Source organism: Enterobacter sp. 5-4 (genome assembly GCF_000612205.1).
Taxonomy (GTDB): Bacteria; Pseudomonadota; Gammaproteobacteria; order Enterobacterales; family Enterobacteriaceae; genus Enterobacter; species Enterobacter roggenkampii.
Genome location: NZ_JFHW01000009.1, coordinates 1 through 18,038, shown reverse-complemented (window position 1 = coordinate 18,038; position 18,038 = coordinate 1). Strand labels below are relative to the sequence as shown.

14 protein-coding genes are annotated in these 18,038 nt (G+C 54.3%); 8 read left to right on the top strand and 6 right to left on the bottom strand.

Annotated features, from left to right (window positions below):
* Positions 1-22 precede the first annotated feature (22 nt).
* Entirely contained in the window at positions 23-2,605 is a 2,583-nt protein-coding gene (locus AA74_RS0104470; RefSeq protein ID WP_025911400.1) for an EAL domain-containing protein, read from the top strand.
* A gap of 117 nt (positions 2,606-2,722) precedes the next feature.
* Here AA74_RS0104470 and uspF read toward each other — a convergent pair whose 3' ends face one another.
* Positions 2,723-3,157 carry a universal stress protein UspF gene (uspF, locus tag AA74_RS0104465; RefSeq protein ID WP_025911398.1) on the bottom strand — a complete coding sequence of 145 codons (435 nt, stop codon included), beginning with the start codon at positions 3,155-3,157 and terminating at the stop codon, positions 2,723-2,725.
* 252 nt (positions 3,158-3,409) lie between these two features.
* Positions 3,410-4,081 (bottom strand): MgtC family protein, encoded by a 672-nt coding sequence (locus tag AA74_RS0104460; protein ID WP_025911395.1) that lies wholly within the window; start codon positions 4,079-4,081, stop codon positions 3,410-3,412.
* 454 nt (positions 4,082-4,535) lie between these two features.
* Here AA74_RS0104460 and AA74_RS0104455 point away from each other — a divergent pair, with 454 nt between their 5' ends.
* Entirely contained in the window at positions 4,536-5,741 is a 1,206-nt protein-coding gene (locus AA74_RS0104455) for an MFS transporter (protein ID WP_021241320.1), read from the top strand.
* A gap of 20 nt (positions 5,742-5,761) precedes the next feature.
* On the opposite strand, the gene AA74_RS0104450 is transcribed toward AA74_RS0104455, so the two are convergent.
* Positions 5,762-6,751, bottom strand: coding sequence for a 2-hydroxyacid dehydrogenase (locus tag AA74_RS0104450; RefSeq protein WP_008502392.1), 990 nt, complete (start codon positions 6,749-6,751; stop codon positions 5,762-5,764).
* A gap of 364 nt (positions 6,752-7,115) precedes the next feature.
* On the opposite strand from AA74_RS0104450, the gene AA74_RS0104445 reads away from it, so the two are divergent.
* The 5 genes from AA74_RS0104445 to AA74_RS0104425 all read left to right on the top strand — a co-directional run bounded on the left by AA74_RS0104445 (position 7,116) and on the right by AA74_RS0104425 (position 11,564).
* Positions 7,116-7,871: a DUF4225 domain-containing protein gene (locus AA74_RS0104445; protein ID WP_023327356.1), complete on the top strand. Its 756-nt coding sequence runs from the start codon at positions 7,116-7,118 to the stop codon at positions 7,869-7,871.
* A 2-nt stretch (positions 7,872-7,873) separates the two neighbouring features.
* Positions 7,874-8,197, top strand: coding sequence for a hypothetical protein (locus tag AA74_RS0104440; protein ID WP_008502390.1), 324 nt, complete (start codon positions 7,874-7,876; stop codon positions 8,195-8,197).
* Positions 8,198-8,411: 214 nt separating this feature from the next.
* The gene (locus tag AA74_RS0104435; RefSeq protein WP_025911390.1) at positions 8,412-11,045 is read left to right on the top strand and encodes a YdbH family protein; all 2,634 of its coding nucleotides are present in this window, start codon (positions 8,412-8,414) and stop codon (positions 11,043-11,045) included.
* 2 nt (positions 11,046-11,047) lie between these two features.
* A complete protein-coding gene (locus tag AA74_RS0104430; protein ID WP_008502388.1) occupies positions 11,048-11,239 on the top strand; it encodes a YnbE family lipoprotein in 192 nt (63 codons plus the stop codon).
* Between the two features lie 7 nt (positions 11,240-11,246).
* A complete protein-coding gene (locus tag AA74_RS0104425; protein ID WP_008502387.1) occupies positions 11,247-11,564 on the top strand; it encodes a YdbL family protein in 318 nt (105 codons plus the stop codon).
* Here the strand turns inward: AA74_RS0104425 and feaR are convergent, their stop codons facing one another.
* Positions 11,565-12,473: a transcriptional regulator FeaR gene (feaR, locus tag AA74_RS0104420; RefSeq protein WP_008502386.1), complete on the bottom strand. Its 909-nt coding sequence runs from the start codon at positions 12,471-12,473 to the stop codon at positions 11,565-11,567.
* Between the two features lie 241 nt (positions 12,474-12,714).
* On the opposite strand from feaR, the gene AA74_RS0104415 reads away from it, so the two are divergent.
* Positions 12,715-14,214 carry an aldehyde dehydrogenase family protein gene (locus AA74_RS0104415; protein WP_025911374.1) on the top strand — a complete coding sequence of 500 codons (1,500 nt, stop codon included), beginning with the start codon at positions 12,715-12,717 and terminating at the stop codon, positions 14,212-14,214.
* A gap of 88 nt (positions 14,215-14,302) precedes the next feature.
* Here the strand turns inward: AA74_RS0104415 and AA74_RS0104410 are convergent, their stop codons facing one another.
* Both AA74_RS0104410 and tynA read right to left on the bottom strand, forming a co-directional pair.
* The gene (locus tag AA74_RS0104410; protein WP_025911372.1) at positions 14,303-15,409 is read right to left on the bottom strand and encodes a GGDEF domain-containing protein; all 1,107 of its coding nucleotides are present in this window, start codon (positions 15,407-15,409) and stop codon (positions 14,303-14,305) included.
* 118 nt (positions 15,410-15,527) lie between these two features.
* Positions 15,528-17,801 (bottom strand): primary-amine oxidase, encoded by a 2,274-nt coding sequence (tynA, locus tag AA74_RS0104405; RefSeq protein WP_025911369.1) that lies wholly within the window; start codon positions 17,799-17,801, stop codon positions 15,528-15,530.
* Between the last annotated feature and the right edge of the window lie 237 nt (positions 17,802-18,038).

Below are 18,038 nucleotides of genomic sequence, written 5' to 3'. Positions count from 1 at the left end.
TAGCAGTATAAGAAGGCGAATGATGACCCTACCTCTGAACAATCCCGGTTTTACGGATGCCGAGCCTTCTAAGGGGCTGATAAATAAAACCTTTACCTATATAGTGACATTGTTGATAAGTATTTTCATTGCGGCAATAATTTCCCTGCTATTAATAAAAAATAATGTTAATAAAATCAGCGATAAGCACGATGAATTTTTGTTAAGGAAAGCCCTGGATTCCCGCCAGGAAAGCATGCGAAGTCACTTGAAAGATAATGCTGAATGGGGAGATGCCTACAAACATCTTCATTTGAACACTGACGTTCACTGGGCATGGGATAAGCAGAACCTGGGTAAGTCCCTGTATGACAACTTTGGCTACGAAGGGGTGTTTATTCTCTCCCCGGAAGGAACCACGCGATACAGCGTGCTTGACGGGAAACTGAAGCTTCAGGATCTCGGGCGCTGGTTAGATAAATCAACCAAGGAGCGATTACTCCGTGAGGTGAGCGTTAACAATGGATTGCCGGTTTCTATGCTCACGCTTATCGATTCCGTTCCAGCCATTGTTTCTGCTGAATGGATAACAACGGGCGATGACGCGAGCGTGCAACCCTTGCCGGGGAAACCGTCGATAATGGTGTTTGTAGACAAGTTAACGGCTAAAAAACTCCTCGCGATTGGGCAGGATGCCGGTATTAAAAATGTTCGTACGTCACCTGATGCAGTCACTTCTCAAATAAACAATCAAACAGAATTTACCTTAAGCACCCAGAATGGTGATGTGCAAATTATCTGGGACGGTGAAAATCCCGGCCAGGCATTGATTATTTATTTTTTACCATTACTCATTCTTTCAGTTATTCTGACGGTATCGATGACGGTTATTCTCATGCGCCATATTATGCAGAAGGCGAGAATGCTTGACGAAAATACCTTTCTCCTCGAGCAGGCGCGGTTGAATCTTATCACCAGTGAAAAACGATTCCGGGACGTCAGTGAAACAACCAGCGACTGGTTCTGGGAAACAGATTTATCGTTAAAGATAACCTGGCTTTCAGGTCGTTTTTCTACAGTAACGGGATATGAAAATAGCAAATGGATAGGCCGCAGGCTGGATGAACTCTTTCCTGCGTCACGCGGATTATTACAAAACTGTGTGAGGCTCAGGGAATTAACTGAACGCTTTGAATTTAAAAACTGTCCTTATATTCATGCGCAACAATCTACGGCCTATTGCACGCTTCTGGCAAAGCTTTCTGCTCAGCCTGATGGAACGGTGGTCTTGCGAGGCGCGGCAACCGACGTTTCTCTGGAAGTTGAAGCAACTAAACGGGTGGAGTTCCTGTCACGTCATGATGAATTAACCGGTCTGCCGAACCGCTATCATATTAAGGAATTTCTGGCAGGCCAGTTGGCTAAAGAAGACCTTAACCATTATCCCTTTGCCATGATTTGCCTCGATTTAGACAAGTTTAAACCCGTCAATGATATTTTTGGGCACTCCACGGGGGATGCGCTGCTTGGCGAGGTCGCTCTACGTCTTAAAAATTGCGTTCGTCGAGGTGATTTTGTCGCACGGCAGGGAGGGGATGAATTTATGCTTCTTCTCGGCAATACCAGCCAAAAAGACCAGATTGATGAGGTGTGTCACCGCATCGTACAGGAACTAAACCGTCCTTTCTCCATTGAGGGTAATGATGTCGCAATAGGCGTAAGCATGGGGATTGCGCTGGCTCCCCTGGATAGCAGCAGCGCAAACGATCTTTTACGCTATGCCGATATTGCGCTTTACCAGGCTAAGCAATCCGGTAGGAACAGATGGGTCTATTATCGCCCGGATATGTCGGAAAAGTTAACTGAACGGAGAAAACTGGAACTCGAACTGAAAACCGCGATTCGCGAAGAGCAACTCTATCTGGTGTACCAGCCGCGTTATAACCTCCGATATTCTAAAATAGAGGCCGTCGAAGCGCTGGTACGTTGGCAGCACCCGCACCGAGGGACGATGATGCCCGATCAGTTCATCCCGCTGGCTGAAGAAACAGGTCTGATTATTAACCTCAGCAACTGGGTCATACGCAAAGCGTGTGCGGAGACGAAAGATAAATTACCGGGACTATCGGTATCCGTAAATATTTCCGCTATCGAATTCCAGGCAAGCGATCTTGCTGAAAGGATAAAAGAGATCCTGCATGAAACAGGGCTAGAACCTGACCGACTGGAAATAGAAGTGACGGAAAATGTCACGCTTTCCGATCCTGAAAAGACCTTGCAGACCATGAAGGCTCTCAAAAAAATGGGCGTCCGTATTTTGATTGACGATTTCGGTACCGGCTATGCCTCACTGAGCTATCTCCGGAAGTTTCAGTTTGATGGACTCAAGCTCGACAAGAGCTTTATTTTTACCCTGGGGGACTCGCCGCAGAACCAGTCAGTCGTGGAAAAAATTATCGACCTGGGGAAAGCCTATTCCATGGCGGTAACCGCAGAAGGGGTGGAGACCGCCGAACAGCTCTCTTTTCTGAAAAAAAATAAATGTGATGAAGTTCAGGGCTACCTGCTTGGAAAACCGGCCGCCATTACGGAATTAAATTTAAACGCAAACAGAATAGATCTTTAAATTGTGCTTCCATCAGCTTCGCACGCTTTACGCCGGGAAGCGAAAATGAAAAACCGGGCTTCTCGCCCGGTTTTTTGTCATCTGCTATCTGACCGTATACAGAGGCGCAAGCGCGTTCTATCTAACGACCAGCACAGGACATTTCGCATGCCGCACCACTGCCGCAGCGTTCGAACCCAACAGATACGTCGATATGTCAGGCTTATGGGAGGCAATGATGATCAGGTCGGCGCCGATCGTGTCAGCGAGCTTAAGGATTTGATCCTTAGGCGATCCCGTCACGGCGTGAGTCTGTATCTTATCTGCAGGAATTTTGAATTGCTTAACAATCTCATCCAGTTTCGCTAAAGCAGCGTGCTGGAATTCTTTCATCTTCGGCATTTCTGCGGGGTAGGCCAAACCTAACGATGAATAATAGGGAAGCGATGGAATAACAGTAAGAAAGTGAACCTTGGCCGTGTTAAGTGCGGTGTGTGCCTGAACGAACGGGATAACCATGTGCGTCAGGCTATCCTCGGAAATGTCAATGGGAACCAAAATGGTGTTGTACATGTGCCCCTCCTGAGTGTTTTTTGCACAACTCAGAGTAGGCCGTTAATTCCTGCAAAACAGAGAGCAGGCTGTCATAACGAGGACAAATTTTGGTTATGTGATATTCGCCCGGTCGAACATGCCTCTGAATTCGTCAAGTAGTGTGACAAAGAACGTTTGTTGAACGGGGCATCCTGGGATTCATCGGCCCATGTCACTGCCCATTTCTGCAAAACGGGAAGCCTCAACCGGGCGCAATGCCCGGTATCGTGTTCATATTGCGTGGCAGCTTACGGAAGCCATAATTTTATTCCCGCCGATATTACCCATAATTAGCTCGAGTAATTTCCGGTATTCCTCACGGGTCATTACCTCGGCCCGTATTTCAGTTTTTCCTTCTGCTTGCGCCGTATCGCAATAAATGGCTTTCAGACTCAACGTCAACTCTTTCGCCATGTTGACCACACTCTGCCGCACCGCATCTTCATGCTCGTCATCACAGGTGATTTTCAGGACATAGCATTTTTCGCCTTCATGGAGCGCGGGCAGTTGATTAATCCGCTGCGCAGCTTCGCGAAGCAGGATGTTGGCGCACAGAATAATCACGCTGGCCATACCAGCATTCCAGAATTGACCTAATCCACATAGCACGCCAATTCCGGCCGAACACCACAGCGTCGCGGCGGTATTAAGACCGCGAATATTCATTCCCTCACGCATAATAACGCCAGCGCCAAGAAAGCCTATTCCGGAGACAATCTGCGCTGCAATACGCCCCGGGCTATCGGGTGACGTCGAGAGGGAACTTAAAATAAACACGGCCGCACCCGTTGCAACCAGAGCATTGGTACGAAGCCCGGCCATACGCTGGCGCCACTGTCTTTCCGCGCCAATAATTGCGCCCAGCAGCATCGCTGCGAGCAGATGAGAGATATAAGGGAACATCAGCCTGTCGCCTGTTAACATGATTACACGATAAGCGTCAGCGCTTCACAAAGCACAGTATGACGCCGTTAAAACGCAAAGCATGTCAGCGCGAGGGCGGCGGAAAGAGTGAATGATTAAACATGAACATCGCGATGCTCCACAAATTTGGTCGTTCTTAATGTATTGGGATGCAATCACGTCAAGAGGATTGCTGCCCACCGTTAAGGTAAGCAGCGAGAAAATCGCGTCAGCTTACCTTCGTATCAACGATAAAATGGCTTTCCAACGAAGGACTCCTGTGAAATTTTTTGCCAGTATAAGCAGGCGCAATAATGAGTAAAGTAAAAAAACAGCGCCCTTGATGTATTGTTTAAGTTTGCAGGGAATATTTTTCAGACGTCATCTGATTTTCAAAAATACCCGGTATACTGCATTTTGCTTATTTCAGGCAATAACAGGCAAGGCAGGAAGTATGTCTCTTCGTTCGCTGCGGGCGTTATGCCTGACAAGTTTTTTCATTGCTGATGTTCGTGATGGTCTGGGGCCTTTCCTCGGTATTTTCCTGACCGAACGCCACTGGACCCCTGATGATATCGGCATCCTGATGACGGCCGGCGGGCTGGCGGGGTTACTGGCCACGCTGCCGGCGGGGTTCATCACCGACACCTCCCGCAACAAGCGCGCTGTGCTCGCGCTACTGTGCATTCTGATCACGCTCAGCACGCTTCTGCTCTGGTTTAGCCAGCAGAGCAGCGTTGTCGCCGTGTCGCAAGTCGTCACCGGTATCTGTGCGGCATTTGTCGGGCCGTTAATCGCCGGGATTACGCTGGGGTTGACCGGGCAGGGCGGGTTCAGCGCGCAGATGGGTAGAAACGAAGCGTTCAATCACGGCGGCAATTTTGTTACAGCACTGATCGCGGGCGGCATTGCGTGGTACTGGGGCGTGGGCGGGATTTTCCTGCTGATGACCAGCACCACGCTGCTAACGCTGTGTGCGCTGCTTGCCATTCGCAACAGCGATATCGATAACGACGCGGCGCGCGGGCTGTCCTCTTCAGCGAGCCTGCCGGTCCCCGGTTTTGCGGTGCTGATGAAAAACCGGGCGCTGTTTGTGACCGGGCTGACGCTGTTGCTGTTCCACCTGGCGAACGCCGCGCTGCTGCCGATGCTGAGCATGAGGGTTGCCGCGGCACCTGCCGCGATCAACCCCGGTTTGTATGCGGCAGGTACCGTCATCATTTCTCAGGCCGTGATGATCCCCGTCGCCATCTGGGCCTCGCGCCGGATCGAACACTATGGCTACTGGCGCTTGATTATGTTGGCGCTGCTGGTTATGCCGGTGCGTGCGGCGCTGGCGGCATCCACGGATGCGCCGTTAATGATGATCCCGGTACAAATTCTCGACGGCCTGGCCGCCGGGATCCTGGGGGTCGTCGTACCGTCGTTTATTGTGGTGCTGCTGCGCGGAAGCGGGCACGTCAATGCCGGGCAGAGCGTGGTGATGTTGATGCAGGGAGTAGGGGCATCCATGAGTCCGGCATTAACCGGGACGATCGCCGGTCATTACTCGTTTGCGACGGCATTCAGTGTCCTGAGCGCGATTGCGCTGGCTGCCGTCCTGCTCTGGTGGCGCGTTGCGCACCGGAGCTGGGAAACAAACGCGCCGGGTGAGGCTTAGCCGCCCACCCGGCGTAGCACTTAAGCCAGCTCGTTAGGGCACGCTTCGCCCTTTTCCAGCTGCTGCAGGTTCCCCAGCGTGGTTTCTGAAATGCTGATCAGCGCTTCGGCCGTCAGAAACGCCTGGTGACCGGTAAACAGCACGTTATGGCAGGCAGAGAGGCGACGGAACACGTCGTCCTGGATGACGTCATTAGACTTGTCTTCAAAGAACAGATCGCGTTCGTTCTCATACACGTCCATCCCCAGCGCGCCAATCTTCTGGGTCTTCAGGGCTTCGATAGCAGCCTGAGAATCAACCAGCCCGCCGCGGCTGGTGTTGATGATCATCACGCCATCCTTCATCTGGTCAAACGCCGCCTGGTTAAGCAGGTGGTAGTTTTCCGGCGTCAGCGGACAGTGCAGGGAAATCACGTCGGACTGCGAGAACAGGGTCGGCAGGTCGACGTACTCCACGCCCAGATCCAGCGCTGCGGCGCTTGGGTACGGATCGAATGCCAGCAGACGCATGCCAAAGCCTTTCAGAATGCGCAGGGCAGCCACGCCAATTTTACCGGTGCCGATTACGCCAGCGGTTTTGCCGTACATGGTAAAGCCGGTCAGCCCTTCCAGCGAGAAGTTGGCGTCACGGGTGCGCTGATAAGCGCGGTGAATACGACGGTTGAGGGACATCATCATGCCAATCGCATGTTCAGCCACCGCTTCCGGGGAGTACGCCGGAACGCGCACCACCTTCAGACCCAGCTCTTTTGCCGCGTCGAGGTCCACATTGTTGAAGCCCGCACAGCGCAGGGCGATGTACTTCACCCCCTGTTTTTTCAACTCTTCCAGCACCGGGCGACTGCCGTCATCGTTTACGAAAATGCAGACGCCTTCACAGCCGTGCGCCGTTTTGGCGGTTTTTTCGGACAGCAGAAAGTCGAAAAATTCAAGCTCAAACCCGTAAGCCTCGTTAACATGTTGCAGATACTTTTTGTCGTACTGCTTTGTGCTGTATACCGCGAGTTTCATAAGACTTTCTCCAGTGATTTTGCATTCACGTTAGCATGATTAAAATTATCTTACAATTTCTAAAATATTATTGAATTCAATAAGTTCTATCAATTATTCTAGAGCATATGTGCACCCTAACTCCATGATATTCATATCCACCGATTTCTTAAGCGGGACTGACACCAGCGACATGTCTGCTTGTTTTACTCTAAGGGGGCTATGGGGGAGACTAAAGTCACAACAAGTGCGTATGTTTGGGTAAGTGGTTTCCCAATGCTTGAAAATGTGACTACCTTTAGCTGTTAAAATGACGTAGCTCTTTGAATGTCCTAACATCGAAGGTAGTATTATTAATATCATTTTAAAATGACAGGGAGACCGAATGTACAACCATAATCGGGATAAAAGTCATTTCGAAGAGAAAGTCTTAGAGATTGAAAATCTTGCGCAGCGAATTGCCACAAAGCATTTGCTTTATGGTACCGCTGGTATGTTTTTTGAAACTCAACAACTTGTTGCTCACCTGAGAAGGGAGATCGAGTCGCATTGCTTGACCTGGTCAGGCGGGATTCAATTACTTGATGAACAGATACATCATCTTAAGGAACAGGATGATTTACTCACCTTCAATAAAGCTAAGTTATTTATTGTTGTTGAAAAAAACCGAACAACAACGACGACTTTAGCGCTTAAACAGATCGGTTTCGTTGCCGGTGGGGCGCAAGTGTATGGGGGCGCTAGTTTATGCGTCGGTTCGCTGGGTCTGGCCTGTGCTGCGTATGGTGCACCTATGATTACTCATGGGCTAAACAACATGTATGAAAATGGATACTATCTTCTTTATCGTGAAGATCGGTCTGGCACGCTAAGAGATGCTTATCGTTACGTAGCAGCGAAACTCGGCTATGGGAATAATGAAGCTGATATTGTCTATGGAGTAGTTGATATCTCTTTATCAGCCTATGGCGCGGGCAGGAGAGTACTGGCTCCCCGAGAAAAATCCTGGAGTCTGTTTCGCAACATTGAATCTGATTATATCAGAGGATGGCAAGAGGCTTCTAAAACAGCGATGGCTCTGGATTTAACCAGTGGAAGCGTCACAGGTTGGCAGATGTACCAGATAGCTAAAGAGAATTAATTATGTCGGAACAATTCGAGTTGTCATTAACCCCACCGATTCTACCTGCCGTATGCTATTTTATTGTATCTATTGTCGTTTTTTTCTTGTTGTACCTCGGGAAACTCAAGGTCAACAGGCTTCATAAATATCCTCTGTTCATTGCCTATACGCTATTTGTGATAGCCATCGCAGCCATTCAAATTAACGTTTTTGCCAACGGCTATGAGTTTGTTAGCGGTTTTTTACATATTGATTTTGATCCCTGGCGGTACGACTCGGTGTATTGGGGGTCATTGATATTCGCCATGCTTTACCTGCTGGCAATGCCACGGAATAGGTATTAATGTCGCAAATCTGCTCTGCGATTATTCTTGAACTTATGCGTAACCAATTGAACCGAAACTATATTCTTTAGGTTACGCATAGCAAAAAAATTACCGCTTACTATTACAGCATCTATTCTTAACTTGGCGTCAACTTCAACTCAACCGCTAAACATGCGACAATGATCGGCACTGCCGGCTTAATTCTTTCGCTAAATCAGGATATTAACTGCCCATGAAGGGTAAATACAAAGCCGCTCTTGCGCTTTTACTGCTGTTCATATTGTTGCCGCTGACGCTGCTGATGACGCTCGCTCAGTGGGTACCGACGCTCGCCGGGATCTGGCTTCCCGTCGGGACGCGCATCGCGTTCGAAGAGAGTCCGAAACTGACTCGCCGCGCGCTGGTGATCCCCGATCTTCGCTATCTGGTGGAAGACTGCGAAATTGCCCGCATCGATAACGTGACGCTGTCACACCCCAGCCGCTGGAAGCTGGATATCGGCGCGCTGGATCTTAACACCGTCTGCCTGAGCAAAATTCCCCAGTCGGCGCCCTCAACGGTCGCCCCGAAAACGCTGGCACAATGGCAGGCTGTGTTACCCAATACCTGGCTCACGATTCACCGCCTGACGCTGTCGCCCTGGCAGCAGTGGCAGGGCGAGCTGCAGGCGTCGCTAACCCCCTCCAGCCAGGAGATCGCCTATAAAGGCGAGCAGGTCAGCATTAAAGGCACGCTTCGCGGTCAGACGCTCTCGGTCAGCCAGTTCGATGTTCAGCTCCCGGATCAGCCGCAGCCGATTAAGCTGGTGGGCGAGTTTACCCTGCCGCTGGTGCCGGACGGCGTGCCGGTGAAAGGCCACGCGGTGGCGACCTTTAACGTGCCACAGTTAACGTCTCTGGTCGATGCCGATCTCGACTGGGAAGACAATCAGGGACAGCTGGTGGTGATGGCGAGAGACAACCCCGATCCGCTTCTCGACCTGCCGTGGCAGATCACGGCGCAACAGCTCAACATCAGCGACGGGCGCTGGAACTGGGATCTCTCGGGTATGCCGCTGAGCGGACGGGTGTCCCTTCGCGCCGACAACTGGCAGCAGGGGCTGGAGAAAGCCACCCTGACCGGACGACTGAACGTGTTGACGCAAGGCGATGCGGGTAAAGGCAACGCGGTACTGAATATTGGGCCCGGCAGGCTCAGCATGGAAAACAGCGACATGCCCCTGCACCTGAGCGGCGAGGCGAAGCAAAACGATCTCATTCTTTACGCCAAATTACCGGCAAAACTGACCGGCAGCCTGTATGAACCGCAGCTCGCTTTTGAGCCTGGCGCGCTGCTTCGCTCGCGCGGGCGCATCATTGACTCGCTCGATATCGATGAAATCCGCTGGCCGCTGGCGGGCGTGAAGCTCACCCGGAAGGGGGTGGACGGTCGTTTACAGGCGATTCTGCGCGCCCATGAAAACGAGATGGGCGATTTTGAACTCCACCTGGACGGTCAGGCCAACGACTTTTTACCCGATAACGGCCTGTGGCAGTGGCGCTACTGGGGCAAAGGTGGCTTTACGCCGATGCATGCCCGCTGGGATGTCGCCGGGAAAGGCGAGTGGCGCGACAACCTTATTGAGTTGACGGCGCTCTCCACCGGCTTTGACAAGCTTCAGTACGGCACGATGGAGGTCAGCACGCCGCGTCTGGTGCTGGATCGGCCTGTACGCTGGCTGCGCGATGCCGAAAAACCGGCCTTCAGCGGTGCGCTGTCGCTGAATGCCGGGCAAACGCGCTTCTCCGGCGGCAGCGTGTTGCCGCCTTCGGTCCTGACCTTCAGCGTCGACGGCACCGACCCGACAATTTTTCAGTTTAAGGGCGACCTCCATGCGGACAACATCGGCCCGGTACAGGTCAACGGAAGGTGGGATGGTGTGCGCCTTCGCGGGCAGGCCTGGTGGCCGAAACAGTCCCTCACCGTATTCCAGCCGCTTATCCCGCCGGACTGGAAAATGACGCTGCGCGACGGGGCGCTTTATGCGCAGGTCGCCTTCTCGGCGGCGGCCGATCAGGGCTTTGAAGCGGGCGGGCACGGGGTGCTGAAATCCGGCAGCGCCTGGATGCCCGATAACCAGATTAACGGCGTCGATTTTGTGCTGCCGTTCCGCTTCAGCGAGGGCACCTGGTCTCTGGGCACGCGCGGTCCGGTCACGTTGCGCATCGGTGAAGTGGTAAACCTGGTGACCGCGCGCAACATTACCGCGGATTTACAGGGCGATTATCCCTGGACGGAGGACAATCCGCTGCTGCTCACCAACGTGAAGGTGGAAACCCTCGGCGGGAAGATCACCATGCAGCAGCTGCGAATGCCGCAGCACGATCCGGCTCTGCTGCGGGTGGACAATATCTCCTCGAGCGAGCTGATTAGCGCCGTCAATCCGAAACAGTTCGCCATGTCGGGGCCGGTCAGCGGGGCGCTGCCGTTCTGGCTGGACAACGAAAAATGGATCATTAAGGATGGCTGGCTGACCAACCCGGGGCCAATGACGCTACGCATCGACAAAGATACGGCCGACGCCATCGTGAAAGACAATATGGTCGCGGGCGCCGCGATTAACTGGCTCCGCTACATGGAAATTTCGCGTTCGTGGACGAGAATCAATTTAGATAATCTGGGTGAATTAACCATGCAGGCGACCATCAAGGGGACCAGCCGGGTCGATGGCAAAAGCAGCTCCGTCAACCTGAACTATACCCATGACGAGAATGTCTTTACCCTCTGGCGCAGCCTGCGTTTTGGAGACAACCTGCAAACCTGGTTTGAGCAACACGCGGCGATACCCGGTCTCCGCAGTTCGACTGGCAAGGAAAGTGAGGAATAACAATGAAAAAGATGGCTGGTGCGCTCACCGTTGCCGTTGCCGCGCTACTGTCCGGCTGTACGCCGCGCATTGAAGTCGCTGCGCCAAAGGAGCCGATTACCATCAACATGAATGTCAAAATCGAACATGAGATCCACATTAAGGTCGATAAAGACGTTGAAACCCTGCTGAAATCGCGCAGCGATCTGTTCTGAGGATGCCATGAAACGAGTAGCTCTGATTTTGCTGGCGCTGGGGATGAACGTGCAGGCGGCTACGCTCACCCTCAACGATGCCCGGGCCCAGGGGCGCGTGGGGGAAACCCTCAGCGGTTATCTGGCTCCGATTCAACAGGATGCCGAAACGCTGGCGCTGGTCAATCGCATCAACGCGGCGCGCACGGAAAGCTACCAGAAGCTGGCTGACAGCAATAATTTGCCGGTCGATGAAGTGGCCAAAATGGCAGGGCAAAAACTGGTTGCTCGCGCCCAGCCGGGCGAGTATGTGAAGGGCATTAACGGAAAATGGCTGAAAAAATAGCTAGCGGTAGCGCCTGCGGTATTCACCCGGCGAAACGCCAAAGCGCTGCTTAAACGCCGTTGAAAAATGGCTATGGTCGGTGAACCCCCAGCTGTAGCCAATCCCCGCCAGCTTTTCGTCATCACCGGCAGCACGCAGCACCTCCGCGCAGCGATCCAGGCGGCGGTTTTTAATGTACTGCGCGACCACCAGCCCCTTCTCGGCAAACATACGGTAAAGGCTGCGCACGGACATTCCGCTCTCGGCGGCAATCCATTCCGGGCGCAGCGATTCAGACTGAATATGGTCGTCAATCAGCGCCACCACATGCTGGAACTGGCGCTCCTTACGCGGCTGAATGATTTCGCGCTGCTGGAAAGCGGGGCGCAGCAGGCAGATCATCGCTTCGAGCGCCGCTTCACTCTCCCGGTCACTCAGGCTGGCATTGCTCATGCTCTCCATCAACAGGCGATGGCTCAGCTGCACCGTGGGCAGCGTGCGGGAAAGAGCGGTGGCGCAGCTTATCTCCTGAAAACGGCACTGCTGCTCAATAATCTGACGGGGAACCAGGAGCGAAATCTGGCGGGATTTTTCCTGCCAGTTGATCGAGCAGGGGCGTGAGGCGTCAATCAGCGTGATATCCCCGGTTCTGAGTACCGCGCGACGGTCATCCTGCTCAATCTCCGCGCTGCCTTCGAGCTGAAACACGGTATAGAACCAGGCATCGTTACTCTGTTTGATCTCCTCACGGGAGCGGAACAGGTTGACACCACCGGCGGTGACGGTGCTGAGCTTCAGGCTGCGCGCATAGCTGGTCTCCAGCTCGCCGTAGAATCTGCCCCCGGTGGGCTGCGCGTTAAAACGCCCGCAAACCTGGTTAATTTGCGCCAGCCACTGCTGATACTGTTCCTGCTCGCTTGCACACGCCATCGTTTCTCTCACTGCACCGTCAACGTTTTCGCATTGTTGCATTTGTGTTGCATTTTGTCAGAGCTATGAGGCTGACTATAGGAAAGAACACTCACCGGTAACAGCGATATAAGCGGCAATTATCGCGATTTGCGGCGCCTGTCACAGGTGGCAAAGCGAATGTCACAGAGACAAAAGCGAGAATGCAAAACCCCTCTTAGACTGGATTAACACCCTGAGAAGAATAACGAAGGAGTATCCTATGTCTGAATCACTGGTGGCTATTCAGCCTGCCGTGCAACAATTTTTAGACCGACAGCATGGCCTGTGGATTGAAGGGCGTCAGGCCGCGTCGGACAGTGAAAAGCGGCTTAATGTCTACAACCCGGCCACGGGCGAGGTGATTGCCTCAACTGCCGATGCCAGCGTCGACGACGTTGATCGTGCCGTCATGTCCGGCTGGCGCGCCTTTGTGGCCCGTACCTGGGCCGGAAAGCTCCCGGCGGAGCGCGAGCGGATCCTGCTCCATTTCGCCGATCTCGTTGAAAAGCACGGCGAGGAGCTGGCTCAGCTTGAAACGCTGGAGCAGGGCAAGTCCATCAACATCTCCCGTGCCTTTGAAGTCGGCTGCACCCTGAACTGGATGCGCTATACCGCCGGGCTAACTACCAAAATTGCGGGCAAAACCCTCGATCTCTCCATCCCGCTACCGCAGGGGGCACGCTATCAGGCGTGGACGCGTAAAGAGCCGGTTGGCGTGGTGGCCGGGATCGTGCCCTGGAACTTCCCGCTGATGATTGGCATGTGGAAAGTGATGCCAGCGCTGGCCGCGGGCTGCTCTATCGTCATTAAGCCGTCGGAAACCACGCCGCTGACCCTGCTGCGCGTGGCGGAACTCGCCAGTGAAGCGGGCATCCCGGATGGGGTGTTCAACGTGGTGACCGGCAGCGGCGCGGTGTGTGGCGCAGCGCTGACCTCGCACCCGCATATTGCGAAGGTGAGCTTTACCGGCTCAACGGCGACGGGTAAGCAAATTGCCCGCGCGGCGGCGGACACGCTCACCGGGGTGACCCTCGAGCTCGGCGGGAAAAACCCGGCAATTGTGCTCAAGGATGCGGACCCCGCGTGGGTGATAGAAGGATTAATGACCGGCAGCTTCCTGAACCAGGGGCAAGTGTGCGCGGCGAGCTCACGCATCTATATTGAAGCCCCGCTGTTTGACACGCTGGTCGGCGGGTTCGAACAGGCGGTGAAATCCCTGAGCGTCGGGCCGGGCATGTCGCCGGAGGCCTTTATCAACCCGCTGGTGTCGCGTGCGCACTGCGACAAGGTGCAGTCCTTCCTTGATGAGGCGACGTCGCGCAACGCGGAGCTGATCGTCGGTAACCGTGGTCCGGAGGGCAAAGGCTATTACGTGTCGCCGACGCTGGTGGTGAACCCGGATGCCTCGCTGCGGCTCACCCGTGAAGAAGTATTCGGTCCGGTGGTCAACCTGGTACGCGTCGCCGACGGGGAAGAGGCGCTCCAGCTGGCAAATGACACCGAATATGGCCTGACGGCCAGCGTCTGGACGCAGAATATCAGCAAGGCGCTGGAGTATACCGACAGGCTGCAGGCGGGCACCGTGTGGGTGAACAGCCATACGCTGATCGACGCCAACCTGCCGTTCGGCGGGATGAAGCAGTCCGGGACAGGGCGTGACTTTGGCCCGGACTGGCTGGACGGCTGGTGTGAAACCAAGTCGGTGTGCGTGCGGTATTAAAAAGCAAGCCGGGTGGCGGCTACGCCTTACCCGGCCTACAACGACTCGAACCGTAGGCCGGGTAAGCGTAGCGCCACCCGGCTTTTATCTACAGCGACCACCGATCCCGCCCGGCCTCTTTCGCCCGATACAGCGCCGCATCGGCGCGGGCGATAATCTCGGTGCCCGCGAGTCCCCCCGCCATCCCCGCAATCCCCATGCTCACGGTGACATGGTCGCTGACCGTCGAGGCGCCGTGCGGTATGGCCTCTGCGCGAAGGCCGTCCTGGATACGCAGGGCGACCTTTTCAGCGATGTTCTCCGGGCAATTAAACAGAATCACCAGAAACTCTTCGCCGCCGTAGCGTGACACCACATCCTCAGGTGTGCGCACCGACTGCTTAAGCACGCGCGCCACGCGCGTCAGACAGTCGTCACCCGCCTGGTGCCCGTAGGTGTCGTTGTAGTGCTTGAAGTAGTCGATATCCAGCATAATCAGCGAGAAGGGCTTCTTCTGCTCAACCGCGTTCTCCAGCACCACCTCCATTTTCCGTCGATTGGCGGTTTTGGTTAACGGGTCCTGATGCGCCAGCGCATCCAGCCGCGAAATCAGCAGCTGATTCTGCTGGTTACGTCGCCAGGCTTCGTCAAACCAGCTCAGCAGAATAAAACGCCCGCAGATCAGAATCAGCGTAAAGACGCTCCAGATAACAACGAAGTGAAGGTTGAGACCATCGTTTCGTATCCAGCTTGCTATCGGCAGGGTGATCCAGAGCGGGAGCACAAAGGCGAGCAGCCCTTCAGGGTAGAAATAGAGCGCCGTCAAACCGGCGAGTAACAGAATAACGCACAGCGGCCAGACGTGCGGGAGCAGCAGTTGGGTGATAAACCAGAAGCAGGAGACCGACCAGATGGCGCTGCAGATAAACAACACCACGCTGATGCCGGCGATGCGCCGCCAGGCCATAAGGATCAGCGCAGCCGAGAGGATGATAATACCGAGCATGGAGGCATCGACGATTCTCGTCAGCTGCGGCGAGTGGGGATAAAGAGGATCGCTGGCCTTAAGCAGAACGTGTCGCAGCAGAATCATCACCGCGAAGCTGATATTGACGAAGGCCAGCCACGGGAGGTTCATCGCCAGTCCATGCATGACCATGGCCTGGCGCGTTGGCCAGGTTGCCCGTTCCAGCGTCGGTTTTTTTCTTTTTTCCATAAAGCCCTTTCCCGTCCGGGGGATAAATCATGCAGGTGAGATATCAGTAACTATAAGCAAGCCAGGACGATCCTCAAACGCCAGGGCAAAAAAAACCGGGCAATTGCCCGGCGGATGGTTATTTTTCGTCTTTTTTCTTCCCGAGCGTTGGCGTCTCGTCGAAGAAATTCCACGGTTTAAGCAGGGTATGCACCCATTCCGTCGGCATGATCGGCCACTCTTCCGCACGCGCCACGTGGGTGGTGCCGGTGGTCATCCAGACCACGTCATCCTGATCGTTCAGCGACTCGTTATCCTTGCTGTACTGCCCAAGGCCCGTGTCGTGGATGGAGCGGTTCGGGAATTTCCCTTCCGGGTAGAGCTCATCAGGGTGGTAGCGGGTCACCCACAGCTGTTTGTCCATAAAGCTCAGGCGATGGTAAATCCACTCGTCCGGGGCAAATTTCGCGCCGGTCGCCACCGGGTGCGTGCCGCCCGCGTAAGGGATGATCTGGTACGAGACCGGGTTGCCCATGCGGTTCTCTTTACTTGTGTTGCTCAGCAGTCGAATCGTGCCCGGGTCGAACTTCTGCGCCGCCTGCTGCTCGGTATCAATATCGTACTGATTAATCTGCATGGTGCTGGTGCGCGGGCCCCCGGCGGTATTCGGCTTCACTTCCGGATCCATCGCCACCAGCTTGTTGTTGATGCCGTCCACGTCCATATCAAGACGGAAGTTGTAGATGTGCTGGTGCGTGGTGCCCACGATGTTGTGGTCGATCAGCGTGCCGTATTTTGAATCGTCTTTGGCGGTGGCGTCGTGCATGGTTTTCGCCTGAACGCCTTTCACCGCCTCGATACCCGTCGCGCCGGCGTCAATGCCGATGGTGCCATTTTCATGGAACACCCAGTCGAAGATGTAATCGTAGTTGCCCACGGTACTCACCCAGCGCACCACCAGTTCGCGGCGCTCGGTGCTGACGTTAGGCTGGCCCATCTCCTGATGCTTATATTCCGGGCCTGCGTAGCGTTCGAAAATGGCGATTGCGCGCGGGATCTCCATCGGCGCGCCGGTGTAGTCCGGGATGGTTTCATTGAGCATCACCGCGTTGGACGGCACGTCTTTACCGCGTACCAGCGGTGAGGTCAGGGTGCCCATTCCGTAGTCGCCGGAATCAAGATAGGCCTTAAAGTACCAGCCCACGTCCGGATCGCCATAAGGGACGATCATGCCGCCTAGCGACCCCTGATACATCACCTGGCGTTTTTTGCCGTTGTCGTTATAGGTGACGGTTGAAATCATCGGGCCGACGCGGGAGTCCAGGCTCAGGTGGAAGTCCCAGTTCTGCCAGTGCACCATATCGCCGGTAATGGTGTAGTTCTTGCCTTCCGGCTCAATAATGTCGAGCGGTTTTTTCGGCGTCTCTATACGGTCGCGGCCATCGTAGGGGCGCGGCGTCATCGGAACCGGAACAACGGCACCTTCCTCAATCTTCTGGATTTTCTTCTGCTCAAGATCGACCACGGCCACCAGGTTTTCAATCGGGTGCGCCCAGTAGTTGCCGTCGCCGACATCCAGATAGCTCACCACTTTCAGCAGGCGATCTTCCTGCTTCAGGCCATCTTTACCGTCGAAATAGCCGACGGTCAGCGGCGTGGTAATCACTTTTTTCGGGTCCATGATGCCGTGTTTTTTAAGCACCTCGGCAAACTCCGTGCTGTCGTTGATGATCTGCTGTACCGCGGTGAAATCATCCAGCAGCACCATGCCGTGCGCATCTTTCACCGGCTCCCAGCGCAGGATTTTTTTATCCTTCAGATCCACCAGGCTTTCGATAACGTGCTTCCCATCGAGCATCACAATCTTTGCCTGACGCGGGGCATCCACCGCCGTACCGTTAAGCACAAAGTCCCACACTTTGGCTTTCTCTGGCTCAGCAAGGGCAATCTGGGTAAAGCGGGTATTCGGTTTAAAATCCGCTGAGGCTTTGACAATCTCAACGGCTTGCTTAATTTCGTCCGCCGTCAGCGCGTTTAGCGGGTGAGGGCGTTTTTCAACCTGGAAAGTCTGGTCAAGACCGGACTGGAAAACATCGTTGATGAAGCTGTCAGAGATAAAGGCTTTTTTGCCTTTCATCACCACCGGCACCTCGAGCTTGAGGGTTTTCCCGTTGACGATGGCGGTTTTAGCGCCCGGTTTGACCTTCACAAAGGCGCCGTCTTTAGCAATGGTGAACATCTGTGCGTAATCATCCCACTGAACGTCGGCGCCAAAGTCCTGCAGCGTTTTGTCCATCGGGACCATATGCGCCTCACTGCCGTGGGCGAAAACAGGGGATTGCCAGGCGCAACACAGCGCAACGGCCATAGCCAGCGCCGTTCTACGGGCAGAAAAAGAAGAATTGCTTCCCATCGTAGACCTCATCTTGTTGTGTTTATTGTGTTGTGACAGCCTTATCCTGACAGGCGCCTGAGAAAAGCGTTTGCCTGCATCTGCCAGATTATTTGCCAGTCTTGCCAGGTTAAAAAAAGAGCGGGGCGATGTCACACCCCGGTTGGTCGTCGTAGGCCGGGTAAGCATCGGGTATGAACCGGAAACATGGGTAACACTTTAGACCGGATACATGGGTAACAGTTATAACTGGCATAG

Bases quoted from the DNA above. Each gene is read 5' to 3' on its own strand.
- AA74_RS0104470 (WP_025911400.1), top strand. From the start codon at position 23: ATGACCCTACCTCTGAACAATCCCGGTTTTACGGATGCCGAGCCTTCT.
- uspF (WP_025911398.1), bottom strand. From the start codon at position 3,157: ATGTACAACACCATTTTGGTTCCCATTGACATTTCCGAGGATAGCCTG.
- AA74_RS0104460 (WP_025911395.1), bottom strand. From the start codon at position 4,081: ATGTTCCCTTATATCTCTCATCTGCTCGCAGCGATGCTGCTGGGCGCA.
- AA74_RS0104455 (WP_021241320.1), top strand. From the start codon at position 4,536: ATGTCTCTTCGTTCGCTGCGGGCGTTATGCCTGACAAGTTTTTTCATT.
- AA74_RS0104450 (WP_008502392.1), bottom strand. From the start codon at position 6,751: ATGAAACTCGCGGTATACAGCACAAAGCAGTACGACAAAAAGTATCTG.
- AA74_RS0104445 (WP_023327356.1), top strand. From the start codon at position 7,116: ATGTACAACCATAATCGGGATAAAAGTCATTTCGAAGAGAAAGTCTTA.
- AA74_RS0104440 (WP_008502390.1), top strand. From the start codon at position 7,874: ATGTCGGAACAATTCGAGTTGTCATTAACCCCACCGATTCTACCTGCC.
- AA74_RS0104435 (WP_025911390.1), top strand. From the start codon at position 8,412: ATGAAGGGTAAATACAAAGCCGCTCTTGCGCTTTTACTGCTGTTCATA.
- AA74_RS0104430 (WP_008502388.1), top strand. From the start codon at position 11,048: ATGAAAAAGATGGCTGGTGCGCTCACCGTTGCCGTTGCCGCGCTACTG.
- AA74_RS0104425 (WP_008502387.1), top strand. From the start codon at position 11,247: ATGAAACGAGTAGCTCTGATTTTGCTGGCGCTGGGGATGAACGTGCAG.
- feaR (WP_008502386.1), bottom strand. From the start codon at position 12,473: ATGGCGTGTGCAAGCGAGCAGGAACAGTATCAGCAGTGGCTGGCGCAA.
- AA74_RS0104415 (WP_025911374.1), top strand. From the start codon at position 12,715: ATGTCTGAATCACTGGTGGCTATTCAGCCTGCCGTGCAACAATTTTTA.
- AA74_RS0104410 (WP_025911372.1), bottom strand. From the start codon at position 15,409: ATGGAAAAAAGAAAAAAACCGACGCTGGAACGGGCAACCTGGCCAACG.
- tynA (WP_025911369.1), bottom strand. From the start codon at position 17,801: ATGGGAAGCAATTCTTCTTTTTCTGCCCGTAGAACGGCGCTGGCTATG.